Origin of the sequence: Microbulbifer rhizosphaerae (genome assembly GCF_014191725.1) — a bacterium.
Taxonomy (GTDB): domain Bacteria; phylum Pseudomonadota; class Gammaproteobacteria; order Pseudomonadales; family Cellvibrionaceae; genus Microbulbifer; species Microbulbifer rhizosphaerae.
On sequence record NZ_JACHWZ010000021.1, the window covers coordinates 72,931 to 98,865 of the forward strand.

Genomic DNA, 25,935 nt, shown 5'->3' on the forward strand with positions numbered 1-25,935 from the left:
GCTCTTTTTCAACGGCGCGGGCCGTCAGTCCCGACTCGCCTTGGGGTCGGTGCCACCGGCCGGCATCTCGGTAAACTCTTCACCTTCAAATTCCGGCTCGCCCTCCGCCGGAGTAGTGTCTACGGCAATATCGCGCCGGGCCTCCCGCTCCCAGCGGTCCAGCACCAGATCGATATCTTTTTCCAGCTCGACGTCGGGAAATTCCGGGCAGGGTGCATCTTTCACCGGGTTGTGCCAGCCGGACAGCGGGGCCACGAATACGATCAGGGATTTGTGCAGGTGATTTTCGCCGATACTGGCTTCTGTCCAGGTGGTCTGCCAAGCGAATTTTCCCTTTACCGCGTAATCGCTCTCGTAGGATTTGAGAGTGAGGAAATAGGGATAGAGCCTACCGCCCCGGCATACGATGCGTCGCTCCGTTTTGATATTGGCCATCTGGGTAAAGGGGTCGAAGTACCAGCGGATGTCGTAGCCGTAGACAAAGCGCATTTCCCCGTTGCGCTCGATAAACGCATAGGAGCGGCCGCTGCCGTCTCCTTTCAGGCTCCATACGTGGCGCGCCTCGCCGTCGCGGGAGATCAGCCAGGAACCCACCCACTGTTTGGCGGAAAGACGGGATTCGGCCTGCCAGCCCTCGACCTCCTCGTCCTCGTCGTCTTTAGCCGCCAGGGCCGCAGCGCAGGCACTCATCAGCACCAGCGCAAGAATAAAGCGCCGCTGTACCACAGCCTTACTCCAAATCCGCTTTATTCTTCCGTGAAGTTTTTTCCTGTTTCTCCAGTCTCAACCGGCGGCTTTCATCATCGCTCAGGAACTCGCGAGGTTCGGGCACTCACTGCCCGCCCGCGGGGTCTGCCAGCGGCTCAAGCGCCGCTGGAAGCTCAACAGTCCGCCGCCATCCTGGAGCCAGTGGCGACCGTCCACTATCGCGAAGTTTAAGGTGACCGGACTCCAACCGGTAAAAGCCACCGCAACCACGCCACCGGTGCAGCGCACCGAGGCGCCGGTGCGCACGCGCACCCGGTCGCCCTGCAGCTTCCAGTTGATGGCAAAGCCGTGGGACAGGCGGCCGCCATCGCCGAAGCCATAGGCGAAACCGGTGCCATCGGCATGGAGTTGCCACACCAATTGCTCATCACCCTCGCCCACCACAAGCCAGTTGCCGGCCCACTGGCGCTGGGGGGACTCCGCCGCGACCAACGGTGGCGACATAAGGAACATCAGCGAAGCGATGGCACAGAGTGAAGGAAGGGTTTGGCTGAGGGACAGGCGACGCAAAAACTTCATGCGCAACTCTTCTGTTACTGCGGAGAGATAGGGTTTGGGCAATGGCGGTGAACGCCACCACATAATTTAAGGCTAGACGCAAAAACCTACCGTGGCAGCGGAAACGACAAAAAACTTATTGATCCGCCACAGAACGCGGGGAAGAGTCTATTTTGAGTGGGCGTCCGAGAGGGTCTTGTCCGCGCGCCACACACGGTATTTCAGCTCGAAGCCTTCGGGCAGGTAAACCACCAGCGGCCGCTCGCTGTTGTAGGACACCATCAGGCCCTCGCCACGCACACGCACGAAGCGCCGCGCTTCGTTGCCTTCGGGGCAGGCCTTGAGCGTGGTCGGGGCGGGGCGGGGCTCGCCCAACACGTAGTAGCCATAGCCCCAGCCGGACAGGGTCCCGCGTTTCAGCGGCGCGCGGTAACCGCGCAGATTACAGTCCACCATTTCGTACTTGCCGGGCACCAGTTCCACCATAAAACGGCTCTCGTCCGCCACCGTGGGCAGGTGAATCACCTGGCGCCGCTTGCCGTCGAGGCTCTCGGGGAAAGCGTCCAGGTCGGAGCAGGCGGCGGCGGTGGTAAACAGCAGCAGGGCGGCGAACAGGGCACAGCGTAGCGGCATGGCAAACCCCTTGGCGCGAAAACTCTCTGTTCAGTCTAGACGCCGGCGGCGCAGTCCGAGCCAGAGCAGCAGCCCCAGGGCCGCGGCGGCGGCGAACAGCAACCAGGCCCAGAGAGTCACCCGCCCGCTCTCGGCGGGAGGCTCCAGGCGCGCCTGGGCCTGGGCCAGCGCCGCGCGCAGTTGCTGGAAAGCGGCGATCACTTCGGTGCTGGGGGCGTCGCCCAGTATCGCGCCCCGCAGCGACTGCCACCGCTCCGCCAGCTGTGTTGCCAGGGGCGCGTCGCGCCCGGCCAACTGCTCGTGCACTGGCTGGTAGCTCTGGCGGAATGCAAGCATCAACTGGTGGTAGGCGGCGGCACTGTCGCCGGCGCGGTAGCTGGTCTCCGCCAGTTGCAGCAAACCGCCGGCACGCGCCAGGGGGTGTTCCAGCGCGCGCACCCGTTGTGGATTTCCCCGCCACCACATCAGTGCCGCGGCGGCGTCGTCGGGTAGCTCCACCGGCCGGGCTGTGGCCATCCCGGGCAGGCCGATCAGTGCCGGATAGCGCTGGGCCAGCTCCACCGGTGGGGGCTTATACGCGGCCGCCGCCAGATGGGCGACGGTTACCGCCAGGGCCCATCGCTGGCGGCTTGTGAGGTCACCGTCGATGTCACTGCCGTGCACCGCGTCCGCGGCGGGGTCGAGGGTATTGTAGAGGTCGTAGAGGCTGAAATTGGCCATGCGCCCGGGATCGCGCAGCGCGGGTCCCCCGGTCCCCCCCTCGCCGCGTCCCCCGTGACAGGCGGCGCAACGCCTGGCGTAGAGAGGAGCCGCCGCGCTCGCCGCGGGCAACACATCCGCCGGCGAGCGCTGTAACTGGTAGAGGGCCGCGAGGCGATCGGCGGCGGCGTTGGCGCGGCGGCGCACCTGCTCGGCATCCTGCTTTGCGGCGACGGCCGCGTCCAGTTCCAGCATGCTGTTTTCCAGCGCTGCGCGGCCCGGCTTATCCGGGAGTTGGCGCACCAACTCCAATGCGCGCTCCAGATTGCGCCGCTGCTGGCGGTAGAGAAAGGGATCGCGCACCTCGCCCTCCTGCACCGCCTCGCCGTAGTCCACGGCGATGTAGGACAGCAGGTTACTGGCCTCGGCCGCCAGCGACTCCTGGGCGCGCACTTCACCGGATAACCATGAGAGGGTCAGTAGACAGAGACTAAACAGCCAGGTACATCGCATAGGCGGGTATTTATGCGGGGTTTCGCAACAGATTAGCACCGCAGTATGCGACGCACAGCCGCAGTGCTCGTAGGGGCGAACACAAGATCCGCCCTGCCTGTGGGAGCCTGCCCTGCAGGCGAAAAGATGGTACTAAACGGCAACCCCGTTATTCGCCAGCAGGGCTGGCTCCCACAGGGTGCGGTCCCATGCCCCAATGGCACTAAGGCTTGAGTTAAAAACCCCGCACGGGGCGGGGTTGGGGAAGCGGGGGCCGGCTCAGCCCTTGTCCGCGCGCTCCTTGGCGATCAAGTAGTCGGCGACTTCCAGCATCATCTGCTGGCCGTCGCTCTTGCCCTTGAAGCCCGGCAGGGAGGTGCTGATGCGGTATTTGCCGGCCACCACCACTTCCGGGGTGCCGGAAAGCTGGTAGGCGCGCTGGCTGGCGGAGCCCTGTTTCACCTTGCTGCTGATGGCGAAGGAGTTCATCAGCTTGGCGGCCTTGGCGCCATCGGCGCCGTGCTGGTTGAACAGCGCCTCGATGGCCTTCAGGTCCGGGTTCCACTCGCGGCCTTCGCGGGTGGCGAACATTTTGCGCTCGTTGTTGATGGCGTTGAAGATAGGCTGGTGCATCTTGTCCAGCACGCCCATGGCTTCGGCCACGTAGTACATACGCGCGTGCACTTCCATCACCGGCTGCCAGATGGCGGGAACCTTGAGCAGCGCCACGTCCTCGGGCACACCCTTCTTCCAGTTCTCAAGGATCGGCTCGAAGTGGTAGCAGTGACCACAGCCATACCAGAACAGCTCGGTCACTTCGATTTTGCTGTCATCCTTTTGCGGTACCGCCTGCGGCAACACCTGGTAGTGCTGGCCCTCTTTGAATTGGCCGCTCTCCTGCGCACAGGCGGTCAGGCTGAGCAGCAGGGTGAACAGCAGGGAAAGGGGGGCGGCAACGGCTCTCATAGTCTTCTCCAATCGTTATTCTCGCGACCCCGCAAACGGGCCGATCGACTCAGTAGGACAGCGCAGATTATTGAAGTTCCCCGGCCAGGAAGCAAGGAAGCGAAACTCAAAACGCGAAAGGCCGGTCTCGGACCGGCCTTTTGGAAGAATGACAGCGGGTAATCAGTCAGTCAGGCCCGCCACATAGTTCGCCAGGGCCTTGATCTCAGCATCGGACAGCGGCTTGGCGACGCTACGCATCACCCGGGTATCGCCGTCGTTGGCACGGGTGCCCTCGCGGAAGGCTTTCAGTTGGGTCTCCACATACTCGGCATACTGGCCGGAGAGGCGAGGATAGCCAGCCGGGGCGTTGCCCTTGCCGGTGGGGGAGTGGCAGCCCATGCAGGCCGGCACGTTTGCCTCGGGGTTGCCGGCACGGAAGATTTTGCGCCCCAGCTCCAGCCCATCCACCTTCTCGCCGTTGTTGAGCATGACCGACATGGCCTCGGAACCGGCCAGTTGGGCCTGCTGGGAGGCAAAGTAGGCGGCGATGTCCTGCAGGTCTTGCTCGTCGAAGTTATCCAATTGCCCGACCATCTGCGGCACACTGCGCTCGCCGCTCTTGATATCCATGAGCTGCTTGGTCAGGTACTTCTCCCCCTGGCCGGCCAGCTTGGGGAAAGTCGGGGCCGGGCTGTTGCCGTCGGCACCGTGACAGGCGGCACAAGCCGCGGCCTTCGCTTTGCCGGCGGCGGCATCCCCGGCCGCCAGGGCGAAGGGCGTGGCCATCGCCAGACCGAGAAGCAGAGCGGTGTTCTTTATAATGCTGTTCATACGTCGTCCCGTTGCGCGCTGAAATATGCCATCTGGCGCCGCCCCCTCTAACTCCAACAAAAAGAGTTCTGCGACGCAAAAACCGCGGCATTATATACTTGCGCGCCAAGCGAAGGTACCCGGTGCACTCCTATGTCTGAAGCCCCCCCAGAACCCATCAATTTCCGCACAGTGCAGTTCCTGACCAGCGCTCCCACCCTGGCGGAGTGCCCGCCGGACAGCGGTGCCGAGGTGGCCTTTGCCGGGCGCTCCAACGCCGGCAAGTCCAGCGCGATCAACGCGCTCACCGGCAACAGCAAACTGGCGCGCACCTCCAAAACCCCGGGGCGCACCCAGCTGATCAATTTTTTCCGCTTGAGCGACGAGCAGCGCCTGGTGGATCTGCCCGGCTACGGCTACGCCAAGGTGGCGCGGTCGATGAAGGACGAGTGGCAGCGCCACCTGGCTTTCTATCTGGAGCAGCGCCAATGCCTGCGCGGACTGGTGCTGCTGATGGATATCCGCCAACCGCTCAAGGAGTTCGACCTGCATATGCTCACCTGGGCCAACACTGCCGGCCTGGCGGTCCATATACTGCTGACCAAAGCGGACAAGCTGAAGAACGGCCCGGCCAACAATGCCCGGTTCGCGGTGGAAAAGGCCTTGAAGGAACAGGGGCTGGATACCGGGGTGACGGTGCAGACCTTCTCCGCCACCAAGAAGACCGGGCTGGACAAGCTGGAACGCAAGCTGAACGGGTGGCTGGCAGAGACCCTGTAGGAGCGGCCGTTGGCCGCGATCATTCCCCGCCGATAACACGGGCCCTGACCGCTCCTAAAGATCAAGATCTTATAGAAGGAGTCAGCAGGGAATTGAGCAGCAACCGCCGCAACTGCCTGCGCGCCCGCGGAGTCAGCCCGCGCAATTCCTCCGCGACCAGGCGCCGCTGCAACAGCAGCAGCGCCAGGGTGTCCTCCCTGATCTCTATTTTCAGATAGCGCGATTCCATGGCTACCCCGGTTCAGTGATAGGTGTTCAGCTGCGCGCCCCCGCTGCGGCCGGCCAGCTCGTAGTGTTTCGGAATCCGCGGTTCGCTGCGGTACAGCGCCTCAATACAGTCCGCGGTGACCTGGCAGTTGCGGTCGCGCTGCAGTTCCCGGGCCAGCCGTGAGCTGGCGCCCACCAGCAGGTAATTGCACAGGCCAGTCTCTCTCTGCTGCCGGTAGGCCGACATCAGGGAGACCACACAGTTGGTGAAGCGACTCACCGCCACCGGATAGCTGGGCCAGCTCTCCGCCAGCAGGTAATCCGCGAGTTCGTAAGCACAGCCGAAATAAGGCGCGGCCTCGCCGTATTTTCCGCTGTCGAACAGCGCACAGCCCTGCTCCATCCAGTCCAACCAATAGCGCTCCGACCTCTGGGTATCAGAGGTCAACCATTGGCGGTGGTTGGCGCACAAGAATTTCAAATTCATAAGCAAGTCTCCCAAACCATAATTCATGCTAATGCGACTCATTATCATTTGCAACAAAAGTCTAGTCCGGATATTGCGCCACGGGCCGTGATGATCGCGCCGAGATCTGCGCGCTCAGCGGCGTGGTGCAATGTCCGGGCTAGACCCTTGCCGCCAGAATTACAGGAGGGAGGGGATGGAAGGTGCTGAGAAGGCAAAAAAAAGCCGGCAGATGGGGACTGCCGGCCAGGAGTCTGTGCCCTTGGGGATGGGCACTTAAGACGCATCCAGGGGGACGGATACGCCTTTTTGGGCTCTCGCCCAATCTTTCCCGCTTCCAATCGTATTTGAAGCTTAAGCTGGGGACACCGGTTTCCCCATAAAATTTGCGGTGCAACTGCCTCGGCAATTTATTTCACAAATCGGGAACCCTACAAAAAAAAGAGCCCCGATATTGTTCGGGGCGAGGGGAAAGCTGACTGTCTGGGTTAGGGGCACCATCCTGCGACCTGTCTACTTAGAGGGGCGGTTTTGGCGCGGGTTCCCCGGCCGGCGGTAAAGAAGCGTTAAAGGGCTGCCGGGCGCTCACTTCCCGCCGAGTAAATGGTCCAGAAAACGCTGCCCCACCGGCGTCAGGTGCCTGCCGCGGGGGTAGAGCGCACACCAGGAGTGCCGCAGGGGGAATCCCTGAACCGACAGCGACACCAGCTTCTGCTGTTCCAGCTCGCTACGGCAGCTGTCCAGGGGCAGCACAGCGACGCCCAGCTTTGCCAGCACCCCGGCCTTTACCGCCTCCAGCGAGCCCAGTTGGCGACTGCGGAAAGAGCGCACTCCCTGCTCCTGGAGATGCTGCGCAAAGATGCGGCGGGTGCCGGACCCGGCCTCGCGCACCAGCAGTGTTTCCCCGGCGAAGTCCAGCGGGCTCAGGGAGCCGCGCCCGGCGAAGGGATGGTCCGGCGCGGCGAGTGCAACCAGTTGGTTTTCGCGGAAAGGGATAAACGCCAGCGCCCGGTCCTCGGGCACTGAGCCCGTGACCGCCAGTTCGTCCCGGTGCTCGGCGATCCGCCGCAGTGCATGGGCGCAGTTGACCACTTCCAGTTGCACATCCACCGCCGGGTGGCTGGCACAGAAGTCGGCGATCACCGCGGGCATGAAATACTGCGCGCTGGACTCGATCGCAATGCTGAGCGTGCCCTGCGTCACCCCCTGCAACTGCGCCAGCTCCATCTCCACCGCCACCAACCGCTGCTGCAGTTCCCGCGCCGCCCGCTCGAGCAGTTCTCCCGCCGGCGTCAGGTAGACCCGACGACCCACATAGTCCAGCAGGGGCTCGCCCACCAGCTGTTCCAGTTGGCGGATCTGCGCGCTGACCGCGGGCTGGGTCAGCGCCAGTTCATCCGCGGCGCGGGAGTAGCTGCGCAGGCGGCAGACCGCGAGGTAGATTTCCAGTTGGCGCAGGGTTAGGCGGTGGAGGTAGGAGGGTTTCACGATTGCGGCCCTATGCCCGGGGCATTCACAGATAGTAACTACTCACACTGTGGATAGCGGGATCTCCGATATCCCCCTGTAGGAGCGGGCGGGGGGGGGGGGGGGCGGGGGGGGGGGGGGGGCGGCGCCCCCCCCCCCCCCCCCCCCCCCCCCCGGCCGCTCCTACAGGGAGGGAATAGATATCATAAAGAATTACTTATAGATCTTTATCCTAATATCAATTTTTCTTCCCCGTCATCATTCGCTAGCTTGTCGGCTGTTTCCCAGCCCCTAAATCCGGGAAAACAGCGGGAGAGCAAACGGCATGTTCAAAAAAATCCTGATCGCCAACCGGGGGGAAATCGCGGTGCGCATCGTGCGCGCCTGCGCCGAGATGGGCATCCGCTCGGTGGCCGTCTATACCGAGACGGACCAGTACGCCCTCCACGTCAAACGCGCCGACGAGGCCCACAGCCTGGGCAGCGATCCGCTGGCGGGCTACCTGAACCCCCACCATATCGTCAACCTGGCGGTGGAGACCGGCTGCGACGCCATCCACCCGGGCTACGGCTTCCTGTCCGAGAACGCGGAGCTGGCGAGAATCTGTGCCGAGCGCGGCATCGTCTTTATCGGCCCCTCGGCGGAGGTGATCCGGCGCATGGGCGACAAGACCGAAGCGCGCCGGGCGATGATCGCCGCCGGCGTGCCGGTCACCCCCGGCAGCGAGGGCAATCTCGCCACCGTCGAAGACGCCCTCGGCGAGGCCGCGCGCATCGGCTACCCGGTGATGCTGAAGGCCACCTCCGGCGGCGGCGGCCGCGGTATCCGTCGCTGCGACAGCGAGGGGGAACTGAAGCGCAACTACGATCGGGTGATCTCGGAAGCCACCAAGGCGTTCGGCAATGCCGACGTCTTCCTGGAAAAGTGCATCGTCCATCCACGCCACATAGAGGTGCAGGTGCTGGCCGACGGCCACGGCAATACCATCCACCTGTTCGAGCGCGACTGTTCGGTGCAGCGCCGCAACCAGAAACTGATCGAGATAGCCCCGTCGCCGCAGCTCACCCGGGAGCAGCGCGCCTACGTCGGCGAGCTGTCGGTGCGCGCCGCGGAGGCAGTGGGCTACGTCAATGCGGGCACTGTGGAATTTCTGCTCGCCGGCAACCAGGTGTACTTTATGGAGATGAATACCCGGGTGCAGGTGGAGCACACCATCACCGAGCAGATCACCGGGGTGGACATAGTGCGCGAGCAGATCCGCATCGCCGCGGGCCTGCCCCTGGGCTACCGCCAGCAGGACATCAGCTATCGCGGCTACGCGCTGCAGCTGCGCATCAACGCGGAAGACCCGAAGAACAACTTCCTGCCCAGCTTCGGCCACATCAGCCGCTACTACGCGCCCGGCGGCCCGGGCGTGCGCGTGGACACCGCCATCTACACCGGCTACGACATTCCACCCTACTTCGATTCCATGTGTGCCTGAAGCTGATCGTGTGGAGCCTGCAGTGGGAGGAGGCGCTGAACCGCGCCGAGCGGGCCCTCAACGATATGCGCCTGCAGGGCATCAGGACCACCGCGCCCTATTACCGGCAGATCCTCCAGCACCCGGATTTCCGCGCCGGCAGTTTTGACACCAGCTTTGTCGACCAGCACCCGGAGCTGCTCGAATATTCGGAGCGCAGCCGCCCGGAGGACGTCGCCCTGGCCATCGCCGCCGCCATCGCCGCCCACGCCGGCCTGTAGCCCTGTGGCTCTCCAAAACAAGTACGGAGCACAACCATGAGCAACGCCAAACCGATACAGATCACCGATGTGGTCCTGCGCGACGGCCACCAGTCGCTGATCGCCACCCGCCTGCGCACCGAGGACATGCTGCCGGTCTGCGACAAGCTGGACCGGGTGGGCTATTGGTCCCTGGAGGTCTGGGGTGGCGCCACCTTCGACGCCTGTGTGCGCTTCCTCAAGGAGGACCCCTGGGAGCGGTTGCGCAAGTTGCGCGAGGCCCTGCCCAACACCCGCCTGCAGATGCTGCTGCGCGGCCAGAACCTGCTGGGTTACCGCCACTACGCCGACGACGTGGTGGAGGCCTTCATCTCCAAGGCGGCGGAGAACGGCATCGACGTCTTCCGGGTGTTCGACGCCATGAACGACCTGCGCAATATCGAGACCGCCATCCGCGCTGTGAAAGCATCCGGCAAGCACGCCCAGGGCACCCTCTGCTACACCACCAGCCCCCTGCACAGGGTGGACACCTTCGTTGACAAGCGAAGACCATGGCGGATATGGGCTGCGATTCCATCGCCATCAAGGACATGGCCGGGCTGCTCACCCCCGGCGCCACCGGCGAGCTGGTGGGGGCGCTGAAACAGGCGCTGGACCTGCCGCTGTTTCTGCACTGCCACGGCACCTCGGGACTGGCGCCGCTGTGCCAGCTGAAGGCCATCGAGAACGGCGTGGATCACATCGACACCGCCATCTCCGCCTTCGCCAACGGCACCAGCCATCCGGCCACCGAGACGATGGTGGCGGCGCTGGCGGGCACCGAGCGCGATAGCGGGCTGGACCTGCAACTGCTGAACGACATCGCCCGGCACTTCCGGGAAGTGCGCAAGAAGTACCACCAGTTCGAGAGCGAGTTCACCCGCGAGGACGTGTCGGTGCAGATCAACCAGGTCCCCGGCGGCATGATGTCCAACCTCGCCAACCAACTGAAAGAACAGGGCGCACTGGGCCGCATCGACGAGGTGTTCGCGGAAATCCCCAGGGTGCGCGAAGACCTGGGCTACCCGCCACTGGTAACGCCGACCTCGCAGATCGTCGGCACCCAGGCGGTGATGAACGTGCTCGCCGGCAGCCGCTACAAGACCATTACCAACGAGGTGAAGCGCTACCTGATGGGCCACTACGGCAAACCCCTGGGCACGGTGAACGAAGAACTGCGCCAGCGCGCGGTGGGCAGCGAGGAAGTCATTGACGTGCGCCCCGCCGACCTGCTGCCGCCGGAGCTGGACAAACTGCGCGCGGAGATCGGCGAGCTGGCGAAGTGCGAGGAGGACCTGCTCACCTATGCCATGTTCCCCGACCTGGGCAAAAGCTTCCTGGAGCAGCGCGCCGCCGGCACCCTGGAGCCGGAGCCGCTGCTGCCGCCGGAGGGAATCCAGCTCAAAACCGCCGACGGGGGGACGCCCACCGAGTTTGTCATCGACGTGCACGGGGAGAGCTACCAGGTGGCGATCACCGGCGTGGGCGTGAAAGGCACCGGCAAGCGCCATTTCTTCCTGACCCTGGACGGGATGCCGGAGGAGGTGGTGTTCGAACCGCTCAATGAATACCGGGCGGAGGGCGGCAGCGGTCGAAAACAGGCCACCAAGGCGGGCCACGTCACCACCGGCATGCCGGGCAATATCGTGGAAGTGCTGGTGAAGGAAGGCGACCATATCGCCGCCGGGCAGCCGGTTCTGATCACCGAGGCGATGAAAATGGAGGCGGAGGTGCAGGCCACCATCGACGGCGTGGTGACCGCCATCCATGTGGCCAAGGGGGATCGGGTGACGCCGGGGGAGGTATTGATAGAGATAGAGGCGGGGTAAGTCGGGAAATTTTTGTTTTCCTGTTCTCGTCGTTCCGGCGCCAGAACGTCATGCCGGACCTGATCCGGTATGAACACCCAGGAGTCAACAGACTGGATACCGGCATGCGCCGGTATGATGAGTCAATTAAAGCGCCCGACTATTATTCGCCTTCCCGCTCGATATCGCAGCAATGGCTCGCGGGAATATCGTCCGCCCCGATCAGCACCGCCTGGGTGACCGGGTTGGGGCGGAAAGTGGTGCAGCCTTTCAGGCCCAGCTCAAAGGCCTCCCGGTAGAGGGACTCGAAGTCCTCGAAGGGATAGTCCTCGGGAATATTCACCGTCTTGGAGATGGCGTTGTCCACATAGGGCTGCAGCGCCGCCTCCATCTCCAGGTGGGCGCCCGGCGACAGCTTGCGCGCGGAGATAAAGGTTTCCGGCAGCGTCTCCGGGTCGTTACCGAGCTCGCACCAGAGCCGGTAGGCGGGATCGGTGATATCGAACTCCCGGTAGTCACTGTTCGGGGTCAACACCCGTCGGCGGTGTTGGAAGTCGAACACCGGCTCCACACCGCTGGACACGCCGTTGGCGAGCAGACTGATGGTGCCGGTGGGGGCTATGGCCACCAGATGACTGTTGCGGAGGCCCTTGGCGGCAATGCCCTCGCGAAGCATCTCCGGCAGCGCGCGGGCGTGGGCACCATCCAGGTAGGCCTCGCGCTCGAAGAATGGGAAGCTGCCCTTCTCCGCCGCTAACTCGATGGAGGTGCCGTAGGCGGTGTCGCGCAGTACTTTCATCACCTGCCAGGCCAGTGTGCGCGCGGCCTCGCTGTCGTAGTTCAGGTCCAGCATAATCAGCACGTCCGCCAGCCCGGTGATTCCCAGCCCCAGCCGCCGGCTGCCGCGGGCCTGTTCCGCCTGGGCCGGCAGCGGGTAGCGGGACAGGTCGATCACATTGTCCAGCATGCGCACTCCCAGGCCCACGCAGTCGCGGATGCCGGGCCAATCCAGGTCCGCGTGCTCGGTAAACGGCTCGCGCACAAAGCGGGTCAGGTTTACCGACCCCAGGTTGCAGGCGCCGTAGGGCGGCAGGGGGATTTCGCCGCAGGGATTGGTGGCGGTGATCTGTTCGCGGTAGTGGAGGTTGTTGTGCTGGTTGATACGGTCGACAAACAGCACTCCGGGCTCGGCGTAGTCGTAGGTGGCACGCATGATCTTGTGCCACAGTTCGCGGGCGCGCACCCGCTTCAGCACCCGACAGGGCACCGCGGCCAGCTCACCGGTCCAACGGCGCGGCAGCAGTTCACCACCCTCCCCCTCCAACTGTTGTTCGGGAAACACCAATGGCCAGTCGCGATCCGCATCCACCGCGGCCATAAAGTCATCGCTCACCTGAACCGAGACGTTGAAATGGCGCAGCTCCCGAGGGTCCTTCTTGGCCGCCACGAAGCGCTCGATATCCGGGTGATCGCAGCGCAGGGTGGCCATCATGGCGCCGCGCCGGCTGCCGGTGGATAACAGGGTGGCACACATGCTGTCCCAAATGCGCATAAAGGACACGGGGCCGGAGGCGATGGTGCCGGTTTTGTGGGCGCGGCTGCCCGCCGGGCGCAGGGTGGAAAAGTCGCAGCCGATACCGCCGCCCTGCTGCATGGTCAGCGCGGCCTCCTTGAGCTGATCGAAGATGGCGTCCATGGAATCTTCGATCACCCCCATCACAAAGCAGTTGAACAGGGTAACCTGATGGCCGGTACCGGCGCCGGCGAGGATGCGCCCGCCGGGCAGGAAGCGGAACCCCTCCAGGTTGCGGTAGAAGCGCTGGGCCCAGAGGTTCCGATCCGCGGGCTCCACCCCGGCCAGGGCATTGGCCACCCGCCGCCAACTGTCCTCCACCGATTTGTCGAATACCTGTTCGCCGTTGCGGTGGCGGTATTTGGTGTCCCAGATAAAGCGGGATATCTCCGCCTCGAAATGGTGCATATCAGAGGCTCAACTCCACCGCCGGACCCCCTTCATGGAGGCGGCGGATGGCCTCCGCCAGCAGTGGCGCGCAGCTGACCACCTGCAGCTTGTCCGAGCCGTCCGCCTGCGGCAGCGAATCGGTGACTGCGATCGCCTCCAGCGGCAGCCGGCCGAGCTTTTCCAGGGCGTCGCCGCAAAACTGGCCGTGGCTGGCCAGGGCGAAGATGCGCCTGGCGCCGCCTTTGTGCATGGCATCCGCGGCTCGGCGGATGGTGCCCCCGCCGGAAATCAGGTCGTCGACGATCAGTACGCTGGCATCGCGCACTTCACCCACCAGGGTGCCGCCACTCAGTTGGTCCGCGCTGCGGTACTTCTCCACAAAGGCGCTGCCGATTTCCCGCTCCAGGCGCTCGCCCAGCGCCTGGCGGAAAGCCTCGGCGCGCTTGACCCCGCCCACGTCCGGCGACGCCACCACCAGCGGTCCGTCGTCGTCGCGCAGCTGCGCCTCGGCGAAGTCCACAAACAGCGGCTGCGCCGGCAGGTGGAGGGTGCGGCAGCGGAAGGCGTTTTCGAACGCGGCCAGGTTGTGTGCGTCCAGGGTCGCCACGCAGTCCGTCCCCGTGTATTCAAACAGCCCGGCCAGGTATTGGATGGAGAGGGGATCGCGCAGCTTGGTGCGGCGGTCCTTGCGCGCGTAGCAGAGGTAGGGAATCACCGCGCTGACCCGGGCGGCGCCGGCATCCTTCAGCGCGCCGATAAAGAACAGCAGGCGCACCAGCTTGTCGTTCACGCTGTGTTCGCCATCGCTGTACAGGGACTGCACCAGGTAGACATCCGCTCCCTCCACGTCGTCCAGGGGGCGCAGCTTGTGCTCGCCATCGACGAAGTCCCGCTCCTCGTGTTCAGCCAGGAGTTCGCCGAGGGCGTCTGCCACCTTGCGGGCAAAGTCGGCGCCGGAATCCAGGCTAAACAGCTTTAGCGGTGGCATGGCGCAGGTAGTGCTGAAACCAGTCGATGGCGAGGCGAATCACCTCTTCCAGTGTACCGGGCTCCTCGAACAGATGAGTGGCACCGCGCACTATCTCCAGGTGCGGATCGTTGGTCATGCACGCCGCCGCGTCACGGTTGAGTTCGATCACCTGGAGGTCCTCCCCGCCGACGATCAGCAGGGTTGGCGCCTGCACTTTCGGCAGCGCCTCATCTGCCAGGTCGGGGCGACCGCCGCGGGACACCACCGCCCCAACTCGCCGGGGGCGCTCGGCAGCAGCGATCAGCGCCGCCGCGGCGCCGGTGCTGGAGCCGAACAGGCCGCAGTTCAGCTCCGCGGTGTCCGGCTCACCCGCCGCCCAGTCCACCGCCGCCGCCAGGCGCCGGGCCAGGCGCGGGATATCGAAGCGGAATTCGCGGGTGACCTCGTCGACCCGGTTTTCGTCGGCGGTGAGCAGGTCGAACAGCAGGGTGCCGATACCCGCCTGGTTCAGCTGCTCCGCCACCATGCGGTTGCGCGGGCTGAAGCGGCTGCTGCCGCTGCCGTGGGCAAAGAGCACCAGGGACTCCGTACCCGGCGGCAATGAAAGGAATCCCTCCAGCCGTTCACCGGCCGCATCGACGGTTACTTCGCGCTCGCTCATGGCTCTACATCCTCCGCCTCGCTCATGGCTGATCCTCCCGCCTCGCTCATGGCTGTTCCTCCGCCTCGCGCATCATCGCGATCACCTGTTCGTCGCTCAGTTGGGAGAAGTCGCGATACCAGGCGCCGATTGCCCAGAAGGCTTCCGGGGTCATCAGGCATTCCACCTTGTCCGCCAGGGAGGAAAACCGCCGCAATGTTTCGGGTGGCGCCACCGGCACCGCCAGTACCAGGGATGCGGGTTTCTGCTCGCGCACCGCGCGCGCCGCCGCCTCCATGGTGGCACCGGTGGCGATGCCGTCGTCCACCAGGATCACGCAGCGGTCCTTGAGCTCCGGCCAGGGCCTGTCGCCGCGGTAGCGCCCCGCGCGCCGCTCCAGTTCCCGCTGTTCCTCGCGGGCCACTTCCTCCAACGCCTCATCGCTGACACCGCAGCTGCGTATCACTTCTTCGTTGAGTACCCGCGCGTGGCTGGTGATGGCCCCCATGGCCAGCTCCTTGTGGCCGGGCACCCCCAGTTTGCGCACCAGTATCAGATCCAGCGGCGCCTTCAGCGCGCGCGCCACCTCCAGGCCCACGGGTACGCCGCCGCGGGGCAGCGCGAGGACGATCAGGTCTTTGCGGTCACCAAAAGAGTGGCGGAGAGATTCAGCCAGCTGACGGCCGGCCTCGGTGCGGTTCTCGAAGGGCGTCATCACAACCCGGCCCTCGTACAGCTCATTGAGTGGTCGATAAAACTAGACTAGCAAACAGGCGCCTTAGAAATCCGACTTATGACAGATTTCCCCGTGAAGACACCGGGCTTAAGCGAGAAGACCCGCTTCCTGCTCTCGCCCACCAGCTACCCGGAGGGCGCCCGTCGGGTGGAACTGGTGGAAACCCATATGGCACGGGTATTCCTGACCGAGCGCTTCGCCTACAAAATGAAAAAGCCGGTGCGCTCCAGCTATCTGGATTTCAGCACCCTGGAAAAGCGCTACGGCGACTGTCGCGAGGAGCTGCGCCTGAACCGACGCCTGACCGATGGCGTCTACCTGGATGTATTGGCCCTGCGACTGACTGCGGAGAACCAGCTGACCCTGGGCGGACCCGGGGCGCCAGTGGAGTGGCTGGTAAAGATGCGCCGACTGCCGGAGGAGGCCAGCCTGCCCCGCCGCATCGACAGTACCACGGCGGAAACCCTCGCCCCCCTGCTGCGGCGCCTGTGCGATTTCTACCGCACCGCCGAAGTGATTCCATTGATTGGGAAGCAATACCTGGAGCGCCTGCGCCGCCACTGCGAGCAGCTGCGCAGGGATTTGCTGGCGCCGGAACTGGGGCTGGCGAAGGAAGAGATAGAAGATATCGCGCGGGCACTGCTGGCCTTTATCCGGCACCAGCCGGAACTGCTGGCCCGGCGCGCGGACGGCGGGAAAATCGTCGAGGGCCACGGCGACCTGCGCCCGGAGCACTGCTTCCTGACCGACCCGCCACAGATCATCGACTGCCTGGAATTCAGCCGCTCCCTGCGCTGCCTGGACCCGGTGGACGAACTGGGCTACCTGGCACTGGAGTGCGAGCTGCTGGGGCGAAAGGATCTGGGAGAGGTGCTGCTGGAGGGTTACTGCCGTGACGCCGGCGACGAGGTCCCGGAAGCGCTGCTGCGCTTCTACAAAGGCCGCCGCGCCTTCCTGCGCGCGCAGCTGGCGGCGGCGCACCTTCAGGACGGCGAGGTGCCCGAACCGGACAAATGGCGGCGCAAGACCCGCGACTACCTGGACGCTGCGTTGGCCTATTGCAGATAAAAAAACACCCCGGGCTTGGGGGGGCACCGGGGCGAAACATCTGACTTCCTTGGGGGATGATGACGCATTCCAACGATCTTGCCTGTTTAGAGAGCCTGCCGCCGGAACGGTTCCCCAAAAATCGTAAAAAAAAGAAAATTTTTTATCTGCGGGAATGAGTATCTGTAGGAGCGGCCGCTGGCCGCGATCGATCTCGCGCATGATCGTGGCCAGCGGCCGCTCCTACAAAAGGGGGCAGTTCCTTTGGCGGCACCGCGCACGGCGGTAGAACAATGCCCCTTTTGAGGATGCATTTCTCTTCCCTCTCTACAGAGCCCTCGTAGGAGCGGCCCATGGCCGCGATCGATCCCGCTACGTAGCGCGTACGATCGCGGCCAACGGCGGATGGCCGCCCCGCCGCTCCTACAGACAACGGGAAGCGGGCGGGGCCGCTAGTGCGCCTCGTCCCAGTTGGCCCCCCGCCCCAGGTCCACAATCAGCGGCACTGCCAGCTTGGCAGCGCCCTGCATCAACCCGGTGATGCCTTCGCTTACCCGCGCGGCCTCATCCTCCGGAACTTCCAGCACCAGTTCGTCGTGCACCTGCATGATCAGCTTGCTGGCCAGCTTTTGTTCCGCCAGCCAGGCGTCCACGGTGATCATCGCGCGCTTGATGATGTCCGCGGCACTGCCCTGCATGGGCGCGTTGATCGCGGTGCGCTCGGCGGCCTGGCGTTGCATGGCGTTGCGGGAGTTGATTTCCGGCAGGTAGAGCCGGCGGCCGAATAGGGTTTCCACATAGCCCTTTTCCGCCGCCTGCTTGCGGGTGCTGTCCATATACTGTCGCACGCCGGGATAGCGCTCGAAATAGCGCTCGATATAGGTCTGGGCGTCGGCGCGGGGGATGCCCAGCTGCTTGGCCAGGCCGAAGGCGGACATGCCGTAGATCAGCCCGAAGTTGATCGCCTTGGCGCGGCGGCGCTGCTCGCCGTCGACTGCCTCCGGCGCCACCTCGAACACCTCGGCGGCGGTGGCGCGGTGAATGTCGGCCCCCTGGGCAAAGGCATCCACCAGTCCCTTGTCGCCGGACAGGTGCGCCATGATGCGCAGCTCGATCTGCGAGTAGTCCGCGGCGATGATCACGCGGCCCTCGGGGGCCACGAACGCCTGGCGGATGCGCCGGCCCTCCTCGGTGCGGATGGGGATATTCTGCAAATTCGGATCGCTGGAGGAAAGCCGTCCCGTAGCCGCCACCGCCTGGTGGTAGGAGGTGTGCACGCGGCCACTGGCAGGATCGATCATCAGCGGCAGTTTGTCGGTGTAGGTGTTTTTCAGTTTCGCCAGGCCCCGGTATTGCATGATCAGCGCCGGCAGCTCGTGGCTGTGGGCCAGTTCCTGCAGCACCGGCTCGGCGGTTGAGGGGGCGCCCTTGGGAGTTTTCTTGATCACCGGGATCAGCAGTTTCTCGAACAGGATGGTGCCCAGCTGCTTGGTGGAGCCGAGGTTGAATTCCTCACCGGCGACGATAAAGGCCTGCTGCTCCACGTCGCGCATTTTCTTTTCCAGTTCCCCGCTCTGTTTGGCGAGCATCGCGGCGTCGATATAGGTGCCGTAACGCTCCATGCGCGCGAGCACCGGAACCAACGGCATCTCGATTTCGTCCAGCACCTTTTCCAGGGAGGGCTCGCGGGCCAGGCGCGTGCTCAGCTCATTGTGCAGACGCAGGGTGATGTCGGCATCCTCGGCGGCGTAGGGCCCGGCCTTTTCCAGCTCTATCTGGTTGAAGGTGAGCTGCTTGGCCCCCTTGCCGGCGATGTCCTCGAAATGCACCGTGTGCTCGCCCAGGTACTTGAGCGCGAGACTGTCCATATCGTGCCGGCTGGCGGTGCTGTCGAGCACGTAGGATTCGAGCATGGTATCGCGGTAAACGCCGCGCAGTTGGATGTCGCAGCCGGCGAGGATATGGCTGTCGTATTTCAGGTGTTGCCCGACTTTTTTCTGCGCCGGGTCCTCGAGCAGCGGCCGGAGTTTTTCCAACACCGTTTCCATTGGCAGTTGGTCCGGCGCGCCCATATAGTCGTGGGCCAGGGGCACATAGGCGGCCTCCTGGGGTTCCACGGCGAAGGACAGGCCCACCAGCCGGGCTTGCATATAGTTGAGGCTGGTGGTCTCGGTATCGAAGGCGAAAACTTCCGAGTTTTTCAGTTTTTCCAGCCAGCGGTCGAAATCCCCCATATCGGTGATGATTTCATAATTCCGCTCGGCGGCAGCCTGCTGTGCCACTTCCTGTACGCTGTCGCCATCCAGTTCCTCCAGCCAGCCGCGGAATTCCAGTTCACCGTAGAGCTGCTTGAGTTGTTCCTTGTGCGGTTCGCCGTGGTGCAGGTCCCGGGGATGGACCGGCATTTCCACATCGGTCTTTATGGTGGCGAGCTTGTAGGATAGCTCCGCGGCCTCGCGGTGTTCGGCCATTTTCTTGCCGAGAGTTTTCGCTCCGCGAAAACTTAATGATGCTATCGCGTCCAGGTTGGCATAGATGTTCTTCAAGCTACCGAGATTCTGCAGCAGACCCAGCGCGGTTTTCTCGCCGACACCGGGAACTCCGGGGATGTTGTCGGACTTGTCGCCCATCAGGGCGAGGAAGTCGATAATCAGCTCCGGGCCCACGCCGAACTTCTCTCTTACACCTTCGCTGTCAAGCGAAGTGTTGGACATGGTGTTCACCAGGGTGATGCCCGGGCGCACCAGCTGCGCCATGTCCTTGTCGCCGGTGGAGATAATCACCTCCTGTCCCTCCCGGAGAGCTTCAAGGGCAAGCGTTCCGATCACATCGTCCGCCTCCACGCCGTCGATCACCAGCCGCGGCAGGCCCATGGCATCGATCAGGTCATGGATCGGCTGTATCTGCTCGCGCAGGTCGTCGGGCATGGGCGGGCGGTGGGATTTGTACTCGGCGAAGAGCTCGTCGCGGAAGGTCTTGCCCTTCGCATCGAACACCACCGCGACGGTGCTGTCCGGATGCTCCTTGAGGTGACGACGCAGCATGCTGATCACCCCGCGCACCGCGCCGGTGGGGTTGCCCTTGCTGGTGGCCAGCGGCGGCAGGGCGTGGAAGGCACGGTAGAGATAGGAGGAGCCGTCCACCAGGATCAGTGGTGGTCGATTGGACTGGTTTTTACTCATAGTGATTCTGTACTGAAAAATTTTTTCCCGACGGGTTAATCCTTCCGCACACGGATGTGCGGATATTGGCCGCAGGCCAATGTCAGGTCGATAGCATACCCGCTTAGCGGTCGGGAATCTGCGCCAGGCAGCTGCGCGCGTCCGCCAGCAGCTGCTCAACCAGCGCCTGGTAATCGGCATCCGCCGGCAGGTTGGTGGCGAGCGGGTCCAGGGTGGCGTAGCGCAGGCCGAGGTTGGCGGCGATCTGCCGATCGCGGTTGTTGGCGGGCACCTCGCCGAACAGGCAGCCATCCCCGACACCGCGCAGTTCCAGCAGGGTTTTGGCACCGCGGCGGCTGAAGCTGCTGTCACTCAGGGCCAGGGTCTTCACCCCGGCGGGGCCGAAGAAGTGACCGTAGGCATCGTGGGTCACCGCCACCGGCACGTCCCGGTAACCCCAGAGCGCCCGCTCCAGCACTTTCTGCAGGTTGGCCATACGGCGGGAGAAATCCCGCGCGCGGCCGCGGTACACCTCCGCCTGCTGCGGCTGCAACTGCGCCAACCGCTCGGCAATCTGCGCCGCGATCACCGCGGCGTTGCGCGGGCGCAGCCATAGGTGAGCGTCATTCACCGAGGCCCCGGAATACTCGTAGCCATTTGCCTCCAGAAGCTGCAGCTGGCGCTCCGCCGGCAGCAGCGCCATCTGTTTCGCCAGCACATCCTCCAGCTGCGGCCCCACCCAGACCACCAGCAGTGCCCGTTCCAGGGCCGCACGGTCCGCCACACTGGGCGCGTAGTGGTGGGGGTCGCCGTTGGCGATCAGCGCGCGCACCGGCAGTTCCGGCCCGGCGATCTCCCGCGCGATCAGCGCCAGTGGGCGCACACTGACCAACAACTCTCCGCCCTGCGGCCGGGGCTCGCCGCAGGCGGTGACGACAATCGACAGGAGTACAACAAAAAAGCGCTTGGCGGACTTCATCTGGCTCACGGGTTGGCAAAAGGAATGCGATGATATATTACCCGGCGACCAAATAGATCATCCCTGATCTATTTGGTCGTCGCCCGCGAAATGCTGGCGCACAAAATCGTCGGGAACGATTTTGGTCAGCTTTAGCTGACCCGCAGGGCGAAACCCAGGGAGGGGTTTCGCAGATGCGCGGATCTGCTAGTATTTCGCGGGCTCGCGCCGGCCTGCGGCCGGCGGCGGCACGTCCCTGCGCCGCATTATTAACCCGACGCGCGGGTTAATAATAACACCCAGCTTTCACCTGCCAGTCATACACCTTCCCGCGGAGATTTTCCCCCTGAGTCAGACCGAGCCGCTAATCACCGCCGAGAACCTGGGCCTGGAAATCGCCGGGCGGCAGTTGCTGCAGGATATCAACCTGGCGCTGCAACCGGGGGAAATCGTCACCGTGATCGGCCCCAACGGCGCCGGCAAGACCACCCTGCTGCGCCTGTTGCTGGGCCTGAGCAAGCCCACCACTGGCAAGGTCTGGCGCCGCCCCGGCCTGGGCCTGGGCTATATGCCGCAGCGGCTGCAGATCGACCCCTCCATGCCCATGTCGGTGGCGCGCTTCCTGCAGCTGGGCCAGCCGCAGGTCGACGTGCGCGAGGCGCTCTCGCGGGTGGGGGCGGACCGGCTGGCGGACACCGGCCTGGCGGAACTCTCCGGCGGCGAGATGCAGCGGGTACTGCTGGCCCGCGCCGCCTCGCGCAAGCCGCAGCTGCTGGTGCTGGACGAGCCCACCCAGGGGGTGGACCTGGGCGGCCAGGGGGAGGTCTACCGGCTGATCGCCGCGCTGCGGGACGAACTGGGCTGCGGGGTGCTGCTGGTCTCCCACGACCTGCACCTGGTGATGGCGGCCACCGACAAGGTGCTGTGCATCAACCAGCATATCTGCTGCGAAGGCCTCCCGGAGCAGGTGAGCCGCGACCCTGCCTACCTGGAACTGTTCGGCGACAAGGTGGTGCCCTATACCCACCAGCACAACCACGAACACGATTTCGGCGGCGATATCCTTCATCCACATTCACACGATCAGGACGAGCACAAGCAGTGACCCAGCTCAGCGAACTCTTGCAGACCCAGTTTCTCTGGTTCGCCCTGGCCGCCGGCCTGCTGGTGGCACTGGTGAGCGGCCCCCTGGGCTGCTTCGCGGTATGGCGGCGCATGGCCTACTTCGGAGACACCCTGGCCCACTCGGCGCTGCTCGGCGTGACCCTGGGATTTATCCTGCAGATCCAACCCACCATCGCCGTGGGCGCCAGCTGCTGTGCACTGGCAATACTGCTGGTTTACTTGCAGCGCCGGCAGAAGCTCTCAGTGGATACGCTGCTCGGCATCCTCTCCCACTCCATGCTCGCGCTGGGTATCGTCACTGTGAGCCTGTTCGGCATTAACGTCGATTTGCTATCACTACTGCTCGGCGATCTGCTCGCGGTGGGCGGCCAGGACCTGGTATTAATGGCGATCGCTGCCGCTGTGATCGCCACGCTGTTGTATTTCCTGTGGGAGAAACTGCTGGCCTTTACCCTGCACGAGGAACTGGCCGCGGTGGAAGGCGTACCGGTGGAAAAAACCCGCCTGGCGCTGATGCTGATGCTGGCTCTGCTGATCGCCATCGCCATGAAGGTGGTGGGCATACTGCTGATCACCGCCCTGCTGATTATCCCCGCCGCCAGCGCCCGCCGGCTCTCGCGTACGCCGGAGCAGATGGCCATCTTCGCATCTGCAATCGGCTGCTGCGCAGTAATTTTCGGATTGCTGGCGTCGATTCTTTGGGATACCCCGGCGGGCCCCTCGATTGTGCTCGCAGCCGGCGTATTATTTCTGGCTGCCCAGTTGCGCCCAAACCGGTGAAGGTTATCCCAACTCAAGTTTCGGAGTTCGCGGAACCAGCCTTAGTGCTGTTGAGCCATGGATCGCACCCTGTGGGGGCCAGCCCTGCTGGCGAATAATGCGTTGCCATTTAGCACCTTCTTTTCGCCTGCTGGGCAGGCTCCCACAGCAGACACAGTGCACGACCAGGCGACACGACGCCTTGATCTGAACACCGAAACTTGAAGCGAGGCTTTACCCGCCAACACCCAGTCTTTCGTTCCCTTGCTACTGGACAGTACCGTACTTTTAAAACTGACCCGGTTGTACGCCGGTACAATTTTGGATCTGCCGCCACAACAACATTGCGATCCCGATCACCAACCCACGCAATAAAACCTCTTTCTGTCTTCGACCAATTGTCTCGCTTTGCGGGCATTGCTAGTGTTGACCTTCGACCACTTTTCGGTCGCCTACCCATAATCAAAATTAAGGATGAACACCGATCATGGACAAGCAAATTTTTCATCGTAGGGCACTGGTAACCGCAATACTGACCGCCACCGCAGCGGCAGCCGCACCCAATACCCTGTTCGCCGCAGAGGATACCGCCATAGAAGAAGTTGCCGTTGTCGGTTCGCGCATCGCACGCAACGCCGAATTTGAGACGGCCACACCAATTCAGGTGATGGACCGGGAGGCCATCGAGAAATCCGGCTACACCAATCTGCAGCAGATGTTCGAAAAAAACCCGGCGGCGGGCAACGGGACTTTCTCCACCCGCGGCAACAACCAGGACTCCACCGCCAACGGCGCCTCCGCGGTGAGCCTGCGCGGTATGGGCGCCGATGCGACCCTGGTGCTGGTCAACGGCAGGCGCGTGGCCATCAGCGCTTTCGCCGAGGGAATCACCACCAATTTTGTCGATATCAATACCATTCCGCTGGCGGCGGTGGAGCGGGTAGAGGTGCTGAAGGACGGCGCCTCCGCAATCTACGGCTCCGACGCGGTGGCCGGTGTGGTCAACCTGGTACTCCGCGACGATTTTGAAGGGGCGGAAATCTCCGTCGACTACGGCGGCGCCGATGGTTACGACGAGCAGTCGACCTCTGCCATCTGGGGAATCAACGGCGAGAATTCCAACCTGACCCTGATCTTCGACCACCACAAGAACAGCACCCTGGCGAGTGTGGAGCGCCGTGGCCTGGACACCGCCGACCAGTCCTCCCGTGGCGGTATGGATTTCCGCTCATCCCGCGGTTATCCGGGCAGCTTTAATGTCGACGGAAGTATTGTGCCCGATCCGGGCTGCCCGGCTGAACGCAATGCCGGCGAGGTCTGTGTTTACGACTACGGCCCCTGGACCCTGCTGACCCCTGAAGCCGAGCGCACCGGTGTGCTGCTGCTGGGTAAAAACCAGCTGAGCGACAGCGTCGAGTTCTTTACCGAAGTAGCCTTCCAGCACAACACCTCCGTCGCCCAGGGCGCGCCCACGCCGCTGGACGACAGCGCCGGCCTGACGGCGCCGGTGGACCACCCGGACAATCCCTTCACTGGTGCCAGCGAGATTGACATATTCCGGTACCGCACCGTGGATGCCGGCGCGCGCCAGTGGGATATCGAGACCGACAACCTGCGCGGTGTCTTCGGTCTGCGCGGCAACATCTCGGACTGGGATTGGGAGGCATCGGTACAGCGCTCGCGCAGCGAGTCCACCCAGACCGGCGACCGCTCCCAGGGCTGGGTGCGCACCGACCTGCTGCAGCAGGAAATCGACGCGGGCCGCTACAATCCCTTCGGCGGCGTACAGAACCCGCGGTCGGTGATCGATGCCGTCACCACCAGCCTGGTGCGCCAGGGCAAATCGCAACTCACCAGTGTGGACTTCACCATCAACGGCGAGCTGTTCGACACAGCCAACGGCGCTGTCGCCATGGCCGCGGGTCTCGAGCGCCGCGAGGAAGAGGCCTCCGATATCCCCGACGACCAATTTCAGCGCGGCCTGATTTTCGGCACCGAGTCGGTATCCGCCTCCGCCAGCCGCGACATCACCTCTGCCTTCGTGGAATTTGCGATACCGCTGCCCGCCAGCCTGGACCTGACCCTCGCCGGTCGCTACGACGACTACAGCGATTTCGGCACCACCACCAACCCGATGGTCAACCTGCTGTGGACCGCCAGCGATATGCTGTCCCTGCGCGCCTCCTGGGGCACCGGCTTCCGCGCCCCTTCCCTGGCACAGATAGGATTGGGTCCGTCGCAGGAGTCCATCTTTTTCGCCGACAGCTACGGCTGCGCCATCAACGACGCCTACTGCGCCAGCACCGATTACAACATCGTGTTCGCCGGCAACCCGGACCTGGAGGCAGAGGAATCCGAGTCCTTCAATATCGGCGGCGTTCTGAAGCCGATCGACGGCATGCAGCTATCGCTGGACTACTGGGAAATCACCCAGGAGGGCAAGATCGACGAGGTGCCCTTCGGCTACCTGTACAGCCAGTTCTGTAACGACCAGAACAGCACCGTATGTGTGCGCTCCGCACCCCTGCCGGGGGACTCCCTCGGTTCGCTGCAGTCCATCAACAGCAGCTTTATCAATATCGGCGAGCAGAATGTATCCGGCGTCGACCTCAGCCTGGTCTACTCAGGACTGCAGTTGGCCGGCGGCGATCTGGGCCTGCGCCTGGATTACTCCTACCTGCGGGAGTTCGAGCGGGTGGAGCTGGACTCGTCCGGCGAAAATTTCCTGACCCGCGACCTGGCTGGCGAATATGAGTACCCGCAGCATCGCTGGTCCACATCTGCGGACTGGGCGTGGGATACCTTCGCATTCACCGCGGGGCTGAACTATATCGGCGAGTTCGAAGACACCCCGGATATCGACTTCGACGGCACCCTGGATTACGACACCAACTCCTCGCGCACCGTGGATGCTTTTGTGACGCTGAACCTGCAGGCCCGCTACACCGGTTTCCAGAATATGGTGTTGAGTCTCGGCGCCGACAACGCCCTGGACGAAGAGCCGCCCTTTGCCATCGGCGACGGCGATTCCGATCTATACGGTTATGTGCAGAGCCAGCACGATCCGCGTGGTCGTTTTATTTACGGAAAGATGGTTTACAGTTTCTAGTAATCCATCAGCACCGCTTCGACTGCGGTAAATTATCCCTGTAGTTGCATAAAAAAAGCACGTTATCCTGCAAAAATACCGAGATTTGCAGTCTCAAACGTGTCTTTCAGATAAGGTCCTGGATCTCACT

At 63.8% G+C, this 25,935-nt stretch carries 22 protein-coding genes and 1 pseudogene; 8 read left to right on the forward strand and 15 right to left on the reverse strand.

Annotated features, from left to right (window positions below; genetic code table 11):
• Window positions 1–24: 24 nt before the first annotated feature.
• The 6 genes from FHS09_RS18335 to FHS09_RS18360 all read right to left on the reverse strand — a co-directional run bounded on the left by FHS09_RS18335 (window position 25) and on the right by FHS09_RS18360 (window position 4,869).
• Window positions 25–726: a hypothetical protein gene (locus FHS09_RS18335; protein WP_183462613.1), complete on the reverse strand. Its 702-nt coding sequence runs from the start codon at window positions 724–726 to the stop codon at window positions 25–27.
• Between the two features lie 81 nt (window positions 727–807).
• A complete protein-coding gene (locus FHS09_RS18340) occupies window positions 808–1,287 on the reverse strand; it encodes a hypothetical protein (RefSeq protein WP_183462615.1) in 480 nt (159 codons plus the stop codon).
• 147 nt (window positions 1,288–1,434) lie between these two features.
• Window positions 1,435–1,899: an ecotin family protein gene (locus FHS09_RS18345; RefSeq protein WP_183462617.1), complete on the reverse strand. Its 465-nt coding sequence runs from the start codon at window positions 1,897–1,899 to the stop codon at window positions 1,435–1,437.
• A gap of 30 nt (window positions 1,900–1,929) precedes the next feature.
• On the reverse strand, window positions 1,930–3,111 hold the full coding sequence (locus FHS09_RS18350; RefSeq protein ID WP_183462619.1) for a c-type cytochrome: 1,182 nt from the start codon (window positions 3,109–3,111) through the stop codon (window positions 1,930–1,932).
• A 258-nt stretch (window positions 3,112–3,369) separates the two neighbouring features.
• Window positions 3,370–4,056 carry a thiol:disulfide interchange protein DsbA/DsbL gene (locus FHS09_RS18355; RefSeq protein WP_183462621.1) on the reverse strand — a complete coding sequence of 229 codons (687 nt, stop codon included), beginning with the start codon at window positions 4,054–4,056 and terminating at the stop codon, window positions 3,370–3,372.
• 162 nt (window positions 4,057–4,218) lie between these two features.
• Window positions 4,219–4,869, reverse strand: coding sequence for a c-type cytochrome (locus FHS09_RS18360; protein ID WP_183462623.1), 651 nt, complete (start codon window positions 4,867–4,869; stop codon window positions 4,219–4,221).
• 132 nt (window positions 4,870–5,001) lie between these two features.
• Here FHS09_RS18360 and yihA point away from each other — a divergent pair, with 132 nt between their 5' ends.
• A complete protein-coding gene (gene yihA, locus FHS09_RS18365; protein WP_183462625.1) occupies window positions 5,002–5,628 on the forward strand; it encodes a ribosome biogenesis GTP-binding protein YihA/YsxC in 627 nt (208 codons plus the stop codon).
• A gap of 61 nt (window positions 5,629–5,689) precedes the next feature.
• Here the strand turns inward: yihA and FHS09_RS18370 are convergent, their stop codons facing one another.
• From FHS09_RS18370 to FHS09_RS18380, 3 genes are all read right to left on the reverse strand, one after another.
• Entirely contained in the window at window positions 5,690–5,857 is a 168-nt protein-coding gene (locus tag FHS09_RS18370) for a hypothetical protein (protein WP_183462627.1), read from the reverse strand.
• A 12-nt stretch (window positions 5,858–5,869) separates the two neighbouring features.
• Complete coding sequence (locus FHS09_RS18375) at window positions 5,870–6,322, reverse strand: hypothetical protein (RefSeq protein ID WP_183462629.1); 453 nt, start codon at window positions 6,320–6,322, stop codon at window positions 5,870–5,872.
• 564 nt (window positions 6,323–6,886) lie between these two features.
• Complete coding sequence (locus FHS09_RS18380) at window positions 6,887–7,789, reverse strand: LysR substrate-binding domain-containing protein (protein ID WP_183462631.1); 903 nt, start codon at window positions 7,787–7,789, stop codon at window positions 6,887–6,889.
• Window positions 7,790–8,093: 304 nt separating this feature from the next.
• Between FHS09_RS18380 and FHS09_RS18385 the strand changes: the two genes are divergently transcribed.
• The 3 genes and pseudogenes from FHS09_RS18385 to oadA all read left to right on the forward strand — a co-directional run bounded on the left by FHS09_RS18385 (window position 8,094) and on the right by oadA (window position 11,358).
• The gene (locus FHS09_RS18385) at window positions 8,094–9,251 is read left to right on the forward strand and encodes an acetyl-CoA carboxylase biotin carboxylase subunit (protein WP_281383181.1); all 1,158 of its coding nucleotides are present in this window, start codon (window positions 8,094–8,096) and stop codon (window positions 9,249–9,251) included.
• Window positions 9,252–9,259: 8 nt separating this feature from the next.
• Entirely contained in the window at window positions 9,260–9,511 is a 252-nt protein-coding gene (locus FHS09_RS23165) for a hypothetical protein (protein ID WP_343057518.1), read from the forward strand.
• Between the two features lie 36 nt (window positions 9,512–9,547).
• Window positions 9,548–11,358, forward strand: a pseudogene (oadA, locus tag FHS09_RS18390) (sodium-extruding oxaloacetate decarboxylase subunit alpha).
• Between the two features lie 142 nt (window positions 11,359–11,500).
• On the opposite strand, the gene FHS09_RS18395 reads toward oadA, so the two are convergent.
• The 4 genes from FHS09_RS18395 to FHS09_RS18410 are packed head-to-tail and all read right to left on the reverse strand — an operon-like array spanning window position 11,501 to window position 15,625.
• On the reverse strand, window positions 11,501–13,318 hold the full coding sequence (locus tag FHS09_RS18395; protein ID WP_183462633.1) for an adenosylcobalamin-dependent ribonucleoside-diphosphate reductase: 1,818 nt from the start codon (window positions 13,316–13,318) through the stop codon (window positions 11,501–11,503).
• 1 nt (window position 13,319) lies between these two features.
• Window positions 13,320–14,288, reverse strand: coding sequence for a ribose-phosphate diphosphokinase (locus tag FHS09_RS18400; protein ID WP_183462635.1), 969 nt, complete (start codon window positions 14,286–14,288; stop codon window positions 13,320–13,322).
• Window positions 14,266–14,931, reverse strand: a complete 666-nt coding sequence (locus FHS09_RS18405) for a dienelactone hydrolase family protein (protein WP_183462637.1) — start codon at window positions 14,929–14,931, stop codon at window positions 14,266–14,268. The genes FHS09_RS18400 and FHS09_RS18405 overlap by 23 nt, the downstream gene beginning before the upstream one ends.
• Before the next feature lie 46 nt (window positions 14,932–14,977).
• Window positions 14,978–15,625, reverse strand: coding sequence for a phosphoribosyltransferase (locus FHS09_RS18410; protein WP_183462655.1), 648 nt, complete (start codon window positions 15,623–15,625; stop codon window positions 14,978–14,980).
• Between the two features lie 78 nt (window positions 15,626–15,703).
• On the opposite strand from FHS09_RS18410, the gene FHS09_RS18415 reads away from it, so the two are divergent.
• The gene (locus FHS09_RS18415; protein ID WP_183462639.1) at window positions 15,704–16,714 is read left to right on the forward strand and encodes a hypothetical protein; all 1,011 of its coding nucleotides are present in this window, start codon (window positions 15,704–15,706) and stop codon (window positions 16,712–16,714) included.
• A gap of 431 nt (window positions 16,715–17,145) precedes the next feature.
• On the opposite strand, the gene polA is transcribed toward FHS09_RS18415, so the two are convergent.
• Complete coding sequence (gene polA, locus FHS09_RS18420) at window positions 17,146–19,875, reverse strand: DNA polymerase I (protein WP_183462641.1); 2,730 nt, start codon at window positions 19,873–19,875, stop codon at window positions 17,146–17,148.
• A 103-nt stretch (window positions 19,876–19,978) separates the two neighbouring features.
• Entirely contained in the window at window positions 19,979–20,833 is an 855-nt protein-coding gene (locus FHS09_RS18425; protein WP_183462643.1) for a metal ABC transporter substrate-binding protein, read from the reverse strand.
• Between the two features lie 388 nt (window positions 20,834–21,221).
• Between FHS09_RS18425 and FHS09_RS18430 the strand changes: the two genes are divergently transcribed.
• The 3 genes from FHS09_RS18430 (at window position 21,222) to FHS09_RS18440 (ending at window position 25,805) form a co-directional block, all read left to right on the forward strand.
• On the forward strand, window positions 21,222–21,917 hold the full coding sequence (locus FHS09_RS18430) for an ATP-binding cassette domain-containing protein (RefSeq protein WP_246395123.1): 696 nt from the start codon (window positions 21,222–21,224) through the stop codon (window positions 21,915–21,917).
• The gene (locus FHS09_RS18435) at window positions 21,914–22,717 is read left to right on the forward strand and encodes an iron chelate uptake ABC transporter family permease subunit (RefSeq protein WP_183462645.1); all 804 of its coding nucleotides are present in this window, start codon (window positions 21,914–21,916) and stop codon (window positions 22,715–22,717) included. Before FHS09_RS18430 ends, FHS09_RS18435 begins: the two co-directional genes overlap by 4 nt.
• Before the next feature lie 466 nt (window positions 22,718–23,183).
• Window positions 23,184–25,805 carry a TonB-dependent receptor gene (locus FHS09_RS18440; protein WP_183462647.1) on the forward strand — a complete coding sequence of 874 codons (2,622 nt, stop codon included), beginning with the start codon at window positions 23,184–23,186 and terminating at the stop codon, window positions 25,803–25,805.
• Window positions 25,806–25,935: the final 130 nt, after the last annotated feature.